General features: G+C 62.8%; 13 protein-coding genes. 10 read left to right on the top strand and 3 right to left on the bottom strand.

The features are described 5' to 3' along the window. The first annotated feature begins 376 nt into the window (after positions 1 to 376). The 9 genes from AC5P7X_RS06555 to AC5P7X_RS06515 all read left to right on the top strand — a co-directional run bounded on the left by AC5P7X_RS06555 (position 377) and on the right by AC5P7X_RS06515 (position 9,994). The gene (locus AC5P7X_RS06555) at positions 377 to 784 is read left to right on the top strand and encodes a TrbC/VirB2 family protein (protein WP_049444299.1); all 408 of its coding nucleotides are present in this window, start codon (positions 377 to 379) and stop codon (positions 782 to 784) included. After that, complete coding sequence (locus AC5P7X_RS06550; RefSeq protein ID WP_019660289.1) at positions 777 to 1,085, top strand: VirB3 family type IV secretion system protein; 309 nt, start codon at positions 777 to 779, stop codon at positions 1,083 to 1,085. The genes AC5P7X_RS06555 and AC5P7X_RS06550 overlap by 8 nt, the downstream gene beginning before the upstream one ends. Before the next feature lie 81 nt (positions 1,086 to 1,166). Next, on the top strand, positions 1,167 to 3,608 hold the full coding sequence (locus AC5P7X_RS06545) for a VirB4 family type IV secretion/conjugal transfer ATPase (protein WP_206620901.1): 2,442 nt from the start codon (positions 1,167 to 1,169) through the stop codon (positions 3,606 to 3,608). A gap of 45 nt (positions 3,609 to 3,653) precedes the next feature. Further along, positions 3,654 to 4,451 (top strand): hypothetical protein, encoded by a 798-nt coding sequence (locus AC5P7X_RS06540; protein ID WP_329842476.1) that lies wholly within the window; start codon positions 3,654 to 3,656, stop codon positions 4,449 to 4,451. Between the two features lie 78 nt (positions 4,452 to 4,529). Beyond that, positions 4,530 to 5,693, top strand: a complete 1,164-nt coding sequence (locus AC5P7X_RS06535) for a TrbL/VirB6 family protein (RefSeq protein ID WP_065196088.1) — start codon at positions 4,530 to 4,532, stop codon at positions 5,691 to 5,693. Positions 5,694 to 5,700: 7 nt separating this feature from the next. Next, positions 5,701 to 6,252 carry a DUF4189 domain-containing protein gene (locus tag AC5P7X_RS06530; protein ID WP_329842479.1) on the top strand — a complete coding sequence of 184 codons (552 nt, stop codon included), beginning with the start codon at positions 5,701 to 5,703 and terminating at the stop codon, positions 6,250 to 6,252. 774 nt (positions 6,253 to 7,026) lie between these two features. Further along, positions 7,027 to 7,563 carry a hypothetical protein gene (locus tag AC5P7X_RS06525; RefSeq protein WP_032954278.1) on the top strand — a complete coding sequence of 179 codons (537 nt, stop codon included), beginning with the start codon at positions 7,027 to 7,029 and terminating at the stop codon, positions 7,561 to 7,563. A 57-nt stretch (positions 7,564 to 7,620) separates the two neighbouring features. Then, positions 7,621 to 8,628 (top strand): XVIPCD domain-containing protein, encoded by a 1,008-nt coding sequence (locus AC5P7X_RS06520; protein WP_005417198.1) that lies wholly within the window; start codon positions 7,621 to 7,623, stop codon positions 8,626 to 8,628. Positions 8,629 to 8,725: 97 nt separating this feature from the next. Beyond that, positions 8,726 to 9,994 (top strand): hypothetical protein, encoded by a 1,269-nt coding sequence (locus AC5P7X_RS06515; protein ID WP_495214645.1) that lies wholly within the window; start codon positions 8,726 to 8,728, stop codon positions 9,992 to 9,994. A 52-nt stretch (positions 9,995 to 10,046) separates the two neighbouring features. Here AC5P7X_RS06515 and AC5P7X_RS06510 read toward each other — a convergent pair whose 3' ends face one another. Genes AC5P7X_RS06510 through AC5P7X_RS06500 form a run of 3 tightly spaced genes read right to left on the bottom strand, consistent with a single transcriptional unit; the run spans position 10,047 to position 12,740 of the window. Next, positions 10,047 to 11,375, bottom strand: a complete 1,329-nt coding sequence (locus AC5P7X_RS06510; RefSeq protein WP_111175872.1) for an XVIPCD domain-containing protein — start codon at positions 11,373 to 11,375, stop codon at positions 10,047 to 10,049. Next, a complete protein-coding gene (locus AC5P7X_RS06505; protein WP_065186150.1) occupies positions 11,372 to 12,025 on the bottom strand; it encodes a hypothetical protein in 654 nt (217 codons plus the stop codon). Before AC5P7X_RS06505 ends, AC5P7X_RS06510 begins: the two co-directional genes overlap by 4 nt. Positions 12,026 to 12,068: 43 nt before the next feature. Further along, a complete protein-coding gene (locus tag AC5P7X_RS06500; RefSeq protein ID WP_495214643.1) occupies positions 12,069 to 12,740 on the bottom strand; it encodes a hypothetical protein in 672 nt (223 codons plus the stop codon). Positions 12,741 to 12,984: 244 nt separating this feature from the next. On the opposite strand from AC5P7X_RS06500, the gene AC5P7X_RS06495 reads away from it, so the two are divergent. Next, positions 12,985 to 13,491 carry a GNAT family N-acetyltransferase gene (locus AC5P7X_RS06495; RefSeq protein ID WP_495214641.1) on the top strand — a complete coding sequence of 169 codons (507 nt, stop codon included), beginning with the start codon at positions 12,985 to 12,987 and terminating at the stop codon, positions 13,489 to 13,491. Positions 13,492 to 13,513: the final 22 nt, after the last annotated feature.

Here is a 13,513-nt window from a genome sequence, read left to right as displayed (position 1 = left end):
GTGCTGGGTTCGGTGGATCGGATGATGCAGCCGCAGGCGCAGCCGGCCCAGGTGGGCGCCTATCCGCAGCAACAGTCCAGTGGTATGCCGCAGCAGTTGCCTCAGCAGCGTGCTGCGCAGGCCATGGCCATGCCGCAGCAGTTGCCGGGCGCCGCCGGTGCCAGCAATGAGGGGCCCGTGATGCTGCGGCCCTGGAGCGAGCGCAACCAGCCTGTCGCCGGTGGCGACAATTCATTCAACGCGCCGGTGCAGGCCGCACCGGTGCAGCAGATTCCCGCAGGGGATGCGGCCTTCGTGTTCTGACGAAGTCGTGGTGCGGCCAGTCCCCCGGCTGGCCGATTCAGTTGTGTTAGTCCATCAACAAGGAAATCAATCCATGAAGCGATCCAATCTCGACCTCGTCCAGGCCCAGCGCACGCTGAAGACCCTGCTGATGGCCACGATCTTCGTTGGCGCACTGTTCGCCCCGCAGGTGTTCGCCACCGGCACCGACTTCGGCGGCACCGACAAGAAGGTCTGCGGTTTCTTCTCCAACATCAACGGCCTGCTGAACATGGCCTCCATCGCCGTCGTGACCATTGCGGTGATCTTCGCCGGCTACCAGATCGCCTTCGCGCACAAGCGCATCGGTGACGTCGCGCCGATCCTGATCGGTGGCGTGCTGATCGGTGCCGCTGGTCAGATCGCGCGCATGCTGTTGGGCGAGGGCAGCGACGGCAAGTGCACCGGCGGCAGCACGACGTACTACCTGATCAACAACGCGATCCAGTACTACAGTGCATAAGAACGTCGTGTTCCGCGGCTGCACGCGCCCGGCCATGTTCCTGGGCGTTCCCTACCTGCCATTCTTCATGGTGGCAGGTGGGTTGCTGCTGCTCAGCATGTACACGAACTTCTGGTTCCTGCTCACCATTCCGGTGGCGGTCTTCATCATGCGGCAGATGGCCAAGCGTGACGAAATGATCTTCCGCCTGTTGGGCCTGCGCCTGATGTTCAAGCTGAAAGTCCGCAACGTGCAGGAACACGATGGCATGTGGGTGTTCAACCCCAACCATTACCGCGACAAGCCGGCCCGAATGGATTGAGGTCCGGATCCGGCCCGGCGGGCGCCAGCGCCCGTCGGGTCTGTTGAAACTTCTTGGCAGTACCTCTTTGGAAGCAGTCGTATGTTCAGCCCAGACACCTCCATCAGCGAGTTCATTCCATTGTCGTCGCACGTCGCCCCGAACGTGGTCAAGACCACGGGCGGCGACTACCTGCTGACCTGGCATCTGGAAGGGCTGCCGTTCGTCGGCCGTGAGGAGTGGGAGCTGGAGCATCGCCACAACACGTTCAACCGCCTGCTGCAGACGCTGCGTGCTCCCGACTTCGTGAACGTGGCGTTCTGGGTGCATGACATCCGTCGTCGCCGCACCCTGAAGGGCAAGAGCAACTACAAGCAGCGCTTCAACCAGGACGTGTCCGATCAGTACATGGGCATGCTGTCCTCGCAGCGCATCATGCAGAACGAGCTGTACCTGACCATGATCTATCGCCCCGTGGTGGCGGGTAAGCGCTTCGTCGAGAAGTCGGCGAACGTGGACAAGCTGCGCGCGGAGCAGGAGCAGGCAGTCGAAAAGCTGATGGAACTGGCCGGCAACGTCGAGGCCGTGATCCGCGACTACGCGCCGTATCGCCTGGGCATGTATGAGGCCAAGAATGGCGTGGTGTTCTCGGAAACGCTGGAGCTGTTCGGCTACCTGATCAATCGCATTGACGAGCCGGTCCCGGTGCTGTCGGCACCAATCAAGGACTACCTGCCGGTCAGCCGGCACATGTTCTCGTCCAAGACCGGTGACTTCGTCATCAATACCCCCAATGGTACCAACCACTTCGGCGCCATCCTGAACATCAAGGAGTATGCCGAGGGAACTTACCCGGGCATCCTCAACGGCCTGAAGTACCTGGACTACGAGTACGTCATCACCCATTCGTTCAGCCCGATGGGGCGTCAGGACGCGCTCAAGGTGCTCGACCGCACCAAGGGCATGATGATCTCCTCCGGCGACAAGGCAGTCAGCCAGATCGTCGAGCTGGACCAGGCGATGGACCAGCTGTCGTCGGGTAATTTCGTGCTGGGCGAGTACCACTTCATCATGACGGTCTACGGCGACAGCCAGGCCAAACTGTCGCAGAACGTGGCCACGACGCGCGCCGAGCTGTCCAATGCGGGTTTCGTGTCGACCAAGGAAGACCTGGCGGTCGCCTCGTCCTTCTATTCGCAGCTGCCGGCCAACTGGCGCTATCGCACCCGCCTGGCCAATGTCAGCTCGCTGAACTTCCTGGGCCTGTCGCCGCTGCACAACTTCGCGACCGGCAAGCAGCACAATAACCCGTGGGGCGACTGCGTCACCACGCTGCAGACCACCAACGGCCAGCCGTACTATTTCAATTTCCACGCGACCCATCCGTCGGAAAACTCGCTGGGCGAGAAGGCGATCGCCAACACCATGGTGATCGGCAAGTCCGGTACCGGTAAGACCGCGCTGATCAACTTCCTGCTCAGCCAGGTGCAGAAGTACGAGCCGTCGCCGACCATCTTCTTCTTCGACAAGGATCGTGGTGCGGAGATCTTCGTCCGTGCCTGCGGTGGTAACTATCTGGCCCTGGAGAACGGCGCGCCGACCGGCTTCAACCCGTTCCAGTGCGAAAACAATGAAGCCAACGTGCAGTTCTTGGCCGACCTGATCAAGGTGCTGGCCGGCAAGCGTGAGTACAGCGCCCGCGAGGAAGAGGATATCTACCGCGCTGTAGAGAGCATGCTCGATACGCCGATGCACCTGCGCAGCATGACCAACTTCCAGAAGAGCCTGCCCAACATGGGTGACGACGGGCTCTACGCGCGCATGCGCCGCTGGACCTCGGGCAATTCGCTGGGCTGGGTCTTCGACAATCCGGTCGATACCGTTGACCTGAGCAAGGCCAACATCATCGGCTTCGACTACACCGACATCATCGACAACCCCGAAGTGCGCGTGCCGGTCATCAATTACCTGCTGCACCGCCTGGAGTCGCTGATCGATGGTCGTCCGCTGATCTACGTGATGGACGAATTCTGGAAGATCCTGGACGGCGAGGGTGGCCTGAAGGAATTCGCGAAGAACAAGCAGAAGACCATCCGTAAGCAGAACGGTCTGGGCATCTTCGCAACGCAGAGCCCGGAAGATGCACTGAAGAGTGACATCTCCGCCGCGCTGATTGAACAGACCGCCACGCTGATCCTTCTGCCCAACCCGAATGCCAGCAAGAGCGATTACATGGACGGCCTGAAGCTGACCGAGGCCGAGTTCAGGGTGGTTACCGCCCTGGACGAGCGCTCGCGCTGCTTCCTGGTCAAGCAGGGCCATGCGTCCAGCGTCTGCCAGCTCAACCTGCGTGGCATGGACGACATCCTCTCGGTGATCTCGGCCTCGACCGACAACATCGACATCATGCATCGGGTGTTGCAGACCGCTGCAGTCCGCAACCGGATCACCGTGGATGAGCTGACGCCGGAGCAGTGGCTGGAAGATTTCTACAAGAATCGAAAGGGTTCGGGCAAGACGGCGAGTACGGAAGCTGTGGCGTGAGTCGGGTGTCCCGACGCTCTTGAACGACCGACTATGGAGACGATGATGAACAGTCCGCACAAGAACAGTAAGCAGGCCCGTATGCCGCGCAGCACGAGACTGAGCGCGCTGGCATTGGGCGCCGTGATGTCATTGGCAACCACGACGGCGAACGCAGGCTGGCCGGTGTTTGATTACTCGAACCTGATGCAGGCCATCTATGAGTACAAGAACTCGATCACCAGTTACGCGGCCGACGCTGCCGAGTATGCCGAGCAGGCAGAGCGTTGGAAAAGGACGCTGGACCAGTACGCTCAGGCGCTGGTGAAGGTGCAGGCTCAGATGCGCAAGATCGGCCTGCCGGAGGGGCAGCCGTTGGTACCCGTGCCTGCGGACTATCTGGTGGCGGAAACCTGTGGCAGCAAGAGCAGTTTCTCGCCCGGCGATCTTTTCAAGAGTCTTGTGTTCAATCCGACCGGTGACATGAAGGAGCAGCAGACCCAGATCTGCGTGAACATCCGCATGATGCAGAATCGCAAGTACAACGATTCGGTCATGTTCCTCGCGCAGTCCATTCCCCAGATGGAGTCGGGCCTGAAGGAAATATTCGATCTGCGCATCTTCAGCAATGATCAGGGCAACGTCCAGGGTTCGGACAGCGAAGCGACCCGCATGGCCAACAACCTGGAAGTGGCAGCGCAGAGCTGGGAAGGACGCATGCGTTCTTACGATGCCTACATTGAAGTCATGGAAGCCAACCAGAAGATTGTGGCACAGGCGGCGCTCAAGGGAGATCCCACCAAGACCCTTGCGAGCGATCTGGTGAAGACAGTCGCGCTGAAGGCTGCACTGTCCATCGATTGAGGCAGGCGGTGGGGTGGCCAGAGCAAGTGCAAGGGGCGGCCACCGGTGCAAAAGCGGTATTACCAAGGGATTGCAGGAATGACGATCAGGTCGATTGCCAACTTTGATTTTTCGGGCGGGTTCCAGGATCTGATGGAGCACGCTGTGCGTATCCAGTCGATCGGCGACTTCGTGTTCTTCAAGCTGATTCTTGACTACCTGCGCGACAGGATTGGCAAGTTCGGCTTCCATTTGATGGAGAACATGATGACGTGGGTCGGCGGCATCGCGCTGACCCTGATGACCCTGTGGGTGCTGGTACAGGGCTATCGGATCGTCACCGGCCGCAGCCGGGACTCGATGATGATCCTTGTGACCAACATGGCGCGCGCCGCCCTGATCGTGGCGGTGGCGACGAGCATGGGCATGTTCGGTCGCGACCTCCATGAATTCCTGACGGAAGACGTGAAGGGCCTGATCACGCACGTTGTGACCGGCAAGGATGAAAAGCCCGAGGCGCAGATCGACAAGAGCCTTGCCTGGATGCAGGTGGCGCTGTCCAGCATCGATGGCATCAAGATTCTCAATGATCCCGAGCTGCAGGCTGACAAGACCCGCGCGATGTGGTTCATCGGCCTGGGCACGGGTGGCCCTGCGGTGACGGCAGGTTCAATGCTGCTGCTGTATGAGGTCGCGATGGCCCTGTTCATCGGCTTGGGACCACTGTTCATTCTGTGCCTTCTGTTCGACCAGACCAAGCAGCTGTTCCAGCGATGGCTGTTCTACGGTATTGGAACCATGTTCTCCATGGCGGTACTGGCGGCGATGGTCTCGATCGCGCTGGACATGGTGATCCGCGTGTCGGCTTCGTTCTGGATGACGGCGCTTGTGAACAAGTTCCCGCTCATGGGCGCGTCCAGTGACGGTATGACCAGTCAGGCGATGCAGCAGGGCGGCATGGGATTGATCCTGACGACGTTGATTCTGACTGCGCCCCCAATGGCGGCCATGTTCTTCCAGGGCACCTTGGGCAGCTTCATGGCATATTCGCAGATAGGTGGCAGCCCGGTGGCGCAGGCGCCGGGCCCGAATGGGCAGCCGCCGGGTAGCTACTACACGCCGGCCGCTCCGGAGAAGGGGCGCGCAGGGGCGGATGATGGTGTCCACGATAAGCACTCAGCTGCGCGCATGACTTTGCCACAATCAGATTCAACAAGAGTGGTTGATACTGGCTTGCGAGCGGCTCATCCTGGTAAGCAGTAATTTCCATATGTATCGGAGTGGTGACGTGAAGAATATCTCGGCCTTCATTATCGCGACTGGGATTTTCCTGATCTTATTGTTAGCCGGGAACGCCCAAGCAGAAGGCCGATGCCCGCCTGGGCAGTATCCAGTGGGCGACGAGCAGAAGGGGGTTGGTGGCTGTGCCCCAATACCTGGCTCAGGGGCAGGGGAAGGGCAAAGTGGTCCTGTTGCGACTGGTCGTTGGATCAAAACTTGGGGGGCTATTGCAGACGCTGTGGTAACCGGCGACATGGGGGCTTCAGTGGGAAAGCGATCTAAACGAGAGGCGGAATCTGAGGCATTGTCGCGTTGCGCAACCCATGGCGCGACTGACTGCAAAGTTAGTACGACCTATAAGAATCAGTGCGTTGCATATGCCAATCCCGAGCCGGGCAGTAAGGGCATAGTTTCAATCTCGGTCGCCGGCTCAAGAGAGGAGGCGACCAGGCGGGTTCTCTCCTACTGTGCGAAGAACGGTGGTGGGCAATGCAAGGTGTTGTACACGGATTGTGCTGAGCCAATATTTGAATCTTTCTGATCTATGCCAGTTGAGTCATAGGTGGGATTATGAATCGGCCTTTGCATGATGGGCATGGCCTGCTGAAGAGCAGGCCATCTCATTTATGGGCAGGCCGGAACTGCTGATCAAGGTGGTAATGCTGGGTGTCGTCACTAGTCACTTGAATGCAGTTGCATGGGGGATGCCCCAGTTTGGGGCATGGTGATTTTGGCGTCGACTTCGCTTAGCACAATAGCGCTGGTGAACAAGCATTCTCTGGCCGTTGCCTTTAGCAATCGCATGCCCGCACAGTTGGCGCAGCGGGGCGGCATGGGCCTGATCCCCACGACACTTTTGTTTGCTGATGCGTCTCACATTGGCAGCCAGATTCTTCCAGACAGCGCTGAGCGTCCCCATGGCATATGCGCAGCCATGTGGCTGTTGTGAACGCCCGGGCACACTCCAGCGCGGTGCCCGACGGCAGGGGTGGGTAGGCATCCATTCACGTTAACCGCGCTTTTTATGTGATCAAGTGCGCTTTTCATCCCAAGCCCCCTTCGACGAGCCCCGCCTCCTCGAAGTAAGCTGCGTGCGCGTCAAAATCCCGGCGCGCCGGTGCCATCGAACGCAGGAGCTTTTCCGTCCATGAGGACTGTGCCCCCCCGCGATGCGGGTGACGCTTGCCACCATCGCGGTTGCCGTGGGCTCGGGGCTATCATCCGCCATGGCGGCCGCAGGGCACGTGCGAGGCATCGCCCCGTTTCCGGCCTCCGCTCGGGAACTGGCAGGACGGGATTGAAGGAGTTGCAGGGGATGGAGAAGGGGAGTGGCGTACACATGGACAATGCCTTGGCGTTCGTTCCGTCCGGCGCGAACCTGCTGGAAGCCGTGCGCGGTGATCTGACTGGCAATGGTTTCCAGGACCAGCTCCTGGTGATCGACCAACCTCCTCCGGAGGGCTTGCTGCCCGGCGAGCACGGTCCCAACCGGGTGCTGTTGCTGCTGCTGGGCGACGCCACGGGCCGCTGGCAGTTGGCGGCGCGCAACGACAAGCTGGTGCCGTGTTCCACCCGGGGAGGCATTGCCGGCGATCCCTTCGCGTACGTGACCATCGAGGATGGTGCGTTCAGTGTGATCACCAACGGCGGCAGTCGCGAACGCTGGAGCAGCGTCTACACGTTCCGGTATGCACCTGCCGAGCAGGCGTGCTGGGTGCATGGCGTGCAGCGCAGGGTGGTCGACACCGAGACCGAGGCCACCCATACGCGTGACTTCTCGGCCGCTGAACTTGGCCGGGTGCGGTTCGAGGATTTCGATCCGTCCGTCGTCGCCGACGTCAGCTTGCCCTGAGTGCCATGCCGGTGAGGAGGCGGGAGTATCCAACGATGATCGAGCAGGAGTTTCACCGTGTCGCAGGATAGGGAGTCGCAGCTGTTGCGGCAGGCCACGGAGGCCGGCATGACCTCGTCCCGGGAACTGGCCAACTTCATGGCGCAGGCCGGGCACGAGTCCCGTGGCCTGAGCCGGCTCAATGAAAGTTTCAACTTCACCCGGGGTATCTCACAGATCCCGGTGGAAGCGGCGTGGCGCAATGGCAATGGTGCGCTTGAGAGCGCGCGCCAGGAGGCGCTGCGTGGTCGGCCGGAGAACCTGGCCGAACTGATGTATGGCGGGCGTATGGGCAATGACGCGCCTGGCGATGCGCTGAAGTATCACGGCCGTGGCTATCTGCCTCTGGTCGGCAAGGAGAATTACGAGCGTGCCGGCAAGGCGCTGGATCTGGACCTGGTGAATCACCCGGAACTGGCCGCGCAGCCCGAGCACGCAGGCCGCATTGCCGTGTGGCAGTGGCAGACGCGGGTGCCGGAAGCGGCGCGCGAGGACGTGCGCGAAGCGACGCGCGCGATCAATGGTGGCCTGAACGGCATCGAGGCCCGCCAGCAGCGATTCGAGGTGTGGCAGCAGAAGCTGACGCCTGATGTGATGGCGCGGCTGGAGCGGGGCGAAGTCGGGGCGCCGGCCCAGCAGGCCACCGTGCGCGACATGTCGCAGCCTGGCGCGCCGGGGCATGCCCTGTTCCAGGGCGCCCGCCACCATCTGCAGCAGATGGGACCACAAAGCGGTCTGCGCAGCGTGCAGGAACTGGACAATGCTGCCGGCGCACTGGCGCTGAGCGCGCAGAAGGCGGGGATGTCGCGCATCGATCATCTCCTGGCTGGCAACGACGGCCGCACGTTGTTTGCCGTGCAGGGCGCGCTGGGTGACCCGGCCATGCTGCGCGCTTCGGTCGAGCGCGAACAGGCGGCGCAGCAGCCGCTGGCGCAGAGCAGCCAGCAGTTGGCCGCCAGTGTCGCCCAGCAGGACCCCGCGGCCGCGCTCGCCCGCGAGCAGGAGCAGCGCTCTCGATCCCTGTAGCACCTGATGCCGGCGGGCAGAGTGCCCGCAGGCGCTTTACGTACGACGCGTGGCGCCCTGTGGCGCCGACATGGAAACCCACTCGTAAGGACACCACATGCGAATCGTTCCCTCGAATACCCGGCACGCCGCTGCCCGCTGCACTGCATCCGTGCGCCGCCTGCCGCCACTCTGGCTGCTGTCACTTGGACTTGCCGCAGCGTCGGCACAGGCTCAGGAGGCAGCGGCATCTGTGGTGGAGACGCCCCCCGCTGCCGAGGCTACCGTTGAGGCGCCTGCAGAGGCGGCGGCCGTTGCAGCGCCCGCGGCGGCCGACGCCGTTGTCGCGGCGCCGACGCCCGAGGTGTCGGCTGCCGTGACACCCCCTGCGACCCCTGTGGTGGACGCGCAGCCGGCGCCGACTGCCGATCCGGCGCCGGCGCCCGTTGCGCCCGCAGCGGCGGCAACTGTGGCTGCACCGCCCGCCTCCGTCGAGCCAACCGTTCCCGCAGTAGCCCCCGCTCCGCCCGCATTGGCCATCGTGCCGTTGCCGCCAGAGCAGGCGACCGAGCGGGCGCTCGGTGCCCGCTGCCCGGTGGATCTGGCCGGGCGGCTGGCGACCCAGGGCGACCTGCTGATTGGCGCCTGCCAGGGCACCATGCCGGCGCATCTGGCCGCGTTGCTGGTCGCGCTGCCCGCGCAGGACATCCACCTGCCGCGCAGCTGGCGCGAGCGTGAGGTGCGGCAGAAGGCCTGGTTCAAGGCTGTGCCGGGCTATGGCCAGCGCCCGGACTTCATCGTGCGGATGGGCGACATCTGGGTGCGTTCGCTGGAAGGGCGCGACGCCGACAGCACGTTCTATCTGGTGTCGGCGCCGTTCACCTGCAGCGACCAGGTCGCCAACCGTGATGAGTACGGCGCGGAGCCGGTCCGCGTACCCGCAGGTGATTGCCGCGAGGCTTATGTGGCCCAGCGTGTGTACCAGGTCCGCGGGGATGCGGCGCCGCGGGATGTGACCGCCGATGCCATGCCGACGATGCCCCCGGTCACGGAGGCCGATCGTGCGCGCCAGCTGTCGCGTGAGGGCCGGATCAGCCTGGACCACAGCAAGCTGCAGTACGGCCCGGCCATGCGTTGGTTCGTGCAATACCCGGAGTCGGCGCAGAAGGGTGGTCCGCGCGCCTACAGTGACTGGAACCGTGAGCACATCGCGTTTGTGGTCTGGACCGGTGATCGCTTCGAGCTGCGCGAGAAGGTCGCGCGCGCGCAGTGGCCCTGTGACCCGGTGGCACCCGGCGATCGCGCCTGTGGCGGATTCCCGGATTCCGGGCCCGATCTGTTCGTGACGGCCGCAGCATCCGTGCCAATGGCAGCGTCCAGCCCCTGAGCCGGAGTCTCGAAGTGATGCGGGAGCCGGGCTGACCGGCTCCCGCGCTGCATCAGGCCTGCAGGCTGCGGGTCTGGTTCCGCTGCTGTTCCAGCTGCTGGTCGCGCTCCAGCGCAACGCGCTGGTCGGCGGCCTGCTGGTCGATGCGCTGGCTGCTCTGTTCCAGCGGGGTGTTCATCGCCACTGCCGTATCCACCGACACACGAAGGTGGGCGGGGTCACCGCCCTGGCCCTGCACGGCGAAGCTGCGCGAGGCATCGGCATTCATGACCACTTCGTCGATGCGCTTGCCGCCTGCTGCGTGCATTTCGGCGGCCAGGCTGCCTGCCAGTTGCGTGCTCATCACGTCTGGTACCCGGCCGACGCGGACATCCTGCGCGTGCACGCCACGGATCGCGTCGTTGAACAGTGGGTTGCCCACATGGTTGGCATCGTCCATTCGCAGCATGCTGGTGTGATGGCCGTTCTTCTCCGCTTCGCGGCGTGCCGGCTCACCGGGCTGCAGCGGGCCGCGGATGTGGTCGTACAGGTCGACGGCGCCGCCTGGAATGCCCCGCGCCGCGCGGGTGATACCGCTGCGCAGCGATTCCAGGTTGTCGCGGTACTCCTCGATCATCCTGGCGTTGTCTTTCGCCAGCGTCTGGGTTTCCGGGTGCTTCAGCACCGAGCCTTGATCGAGGAAGTTACCCAGTTTGTGGGAGCCCAAAGAACTGGCTGCCGCGATGACCGGGTAGTCTGGAATCAGGGCGCGCAACGAGTGGTTGCTGAAACCGGCAGCAGACAGCGTCCTGATCTCCTCCGGCTTGGCATAGATGCGCACCTGGCCGAAGTGCGGCGAGGCGGCGCTGACCGGATCGGAGGCCATGACATGATTGATCATGGTGTTGCCGCCTTCCGGGATGCGGTAGCCGAGGCTGACCGCGCCGTAGGCGTTGAAGGTCTCACCCTTGATGTTGAAGTGATGCGAGGTAATCTGGGCCAGGGCGCCGCCGAGGGAATGGCCGGTGACGGTGACTTGAGGAGTTGGTCCGCCGCTCAAGCGGGACTGCGCCGCTGCGGCTTCGAGCGTTCTCTGCGTCAATGCGATCGCGTCAGGTGCCTGCACATTGGTGCGGGCGACGACCATGCCTCCATCCGTCAGGATGCCATCGCGTCCGATCTGCTCGGTGCCCCGATGTGCAATGACGATTTCCTTGCTGTCTACGCGTTGATAGACCGTACCTTGATAGCCATTGAGCCGATTGTCGACATGCTCAAGGATCTTGTACTCATGGCCGTTCAGTATGACCTTCTCTTCTTGACCAGGGGCGCGTCGACCGACAGCGCGATCCTTATATGCGTCATCGGATAAGGCGGCGTAGTCTTGTGAGGTGATGGTCACGGGGCCACCTCACTTGCAGAAAGACTGATCGTGAACAAATTGTCCCGCAGATCGACGGCATAGCCGCTGCGATCGGACTCGCCACTTGCCGGGAAATTGGGAACACGGTCTGTCCGCGGATAGACGAGATCAGGATAGAAAAGCGTGTGCGTTTTCCCTTCGATCAGCGGTTCCGCGTCAGCGAAGGTCAGGAAGCGGGTCTCCTCTTCAGCACCCGTTGCCTTCAGCATCGCGCCTGCACCGGTGAATTCCCATTTGCAGACACCACGACCGTAGTAGTCCTCGTCCAGCATGCGGTCCACATACAGCGTGCCGCGGTACTCGCCATCAGCGACCTTGCGCAGTTCCACCGGCTCCTGGCTGGTGATGCGTGCGGCCGTGCCGGTGGCCGGCTCGATGTGGCCGCACTGGTCTTCGTTGGTGACGTCGTACTGCGCGACACCTTCGACCACCGCGAAATCGCCGGGGGCGTCCTTCAGGCGCAGCACCAGTTCATAGGCCTTGCGCGGGCTGGGGTTGAGCTTGGCTAGGCCGCGCCCACCCTGGGCGACATCGGCTTCAGCAGCGGCACGTTCCTGGTTCATGGCGGTCTCCGGATGGCAGGCGGTCAACAGAAGCAGAGCAAGGCACGGAATCATCTTGTGGCGCAATGTCGGCCTCCTGGTGTGCAAGGGTGAATGTGGCACTGGCGGCTCATGGCACGAGCTTCTGCACAGTGGTGGTGGATGAGAACAACGCGTTGCGTAGTTCCTCTTTGTAGGCCGACGGATCTTCTTTACCGCTGGCAGGGAAGTTGGCAGCAAGCTCGGCGCGGGGATAGGCAGTCTTCGGGTAGTAGAGAGTCAGCGGCGATCCTGCGTCCATGCGCTCTTTATTGACGTAGGTCAGAAATCGCGTATCGGCTTCGCCGTTCGTCGCACGCAACATCGCGCCAACACCGGTCAGAGTCCAGTGGCACGTACCGCGATCGTAATAGTCCTGATCCTGCATGCGGTCGAGGTAGAACGTACCCCGGTATTCGTTCTCGCCCGTCCTGCGCAGTTCCACTGGTTCCTGGCTGGTGATGCGGCTGGCCGTGCCCGTGGACCAGATGATCCGCCCGCAGTCTTCGTAGTTGCTGACGTCATACTGGGCCACGCCCTCCACGATCGCGAACGGGCCCGGCGCGTCCTTCAGTGTCAGCACCAGTTCGTAGGGCTGCTTCGGCGCCGGGTTGAGTTTGGCCAGGCCGCGTCCACCCGCGGCGACGTCACGCTCGGCATCGGCGTAGGGCGAACATGCCGCCAGCGGGACGAGGGCGAGCAATGCCAGCAGCGGCCGCCCCCTGGGTTCGGGGCGAGCTACACCCATGGCGTGATCCTGCATCGTGCGTCCATGTCCATCTATCCTTCCTGGGTGGCAGGTTTCTCGATTATGGAACGTGCCGGGAGCGCTGTGCCACCCTTGGAGACGGATTTTTGACGCCCCGGGGACGCATTGCCCGGGCGGATCGCTTGCCGCACAAGGCTCGCGATCGTCACGTTGGCATTGCTGCCGGAGACATGTCTGCGGCTGAATTCGTGACCGAAATCAATCATTCACATGTCCATCACTTTATAGAAGGCTTTCCTTGAACTGCATGATCCGCCCTGAAAACCGCGAAGACCGTGCTGTCATCCACGCACTCACCGAGGCGGCCTTCCGCGAAGCCCCGCACAGCAGCCACACCGAGCAGTTCATTGTGGATGCACTGCGTTCGCGTGGAGAGCTGAGTCTCTCGCTGGTCGCCGAGAAGGACGGGCAGGTCGTCGGGCATGTTGCCTTGTCGCCGGTGACGATCAGCGATGGCAGTACGGGCTGGTTTGGCCTGGGACCAATCTCGGTGCTGCCCGGATGGCAGGGGCAGGGTGTCGGCGCGGCGCTGATGCATGCGGCGCTTGATGCACTGCGTGAGCAGGGGGCGCAGGGCTGCGTATTGCTGGGAGAACCCGCGTACTACGGTCGATTCGGATTCCGCGCCGAGCCGGGCCTGGTGCTGCCGGGTGTTCCGCCAGAGTACTTCCAGGCACTGTGCCTGCGGCCACCGATGGCGCAGGGAGAGGTGCAGTACTCACCGGCATTCGAAGCCACGGCCTGATGATCGGGGGCGGGCCTCGAAT

The sequence above is a fragment of the Stenotrophomonas sp. YJH_SMC_53 genome, from assembly GCF_059369995.1.
This window is presented reverse-complemented; position numbering and strand designations above follow the sequence as displayed.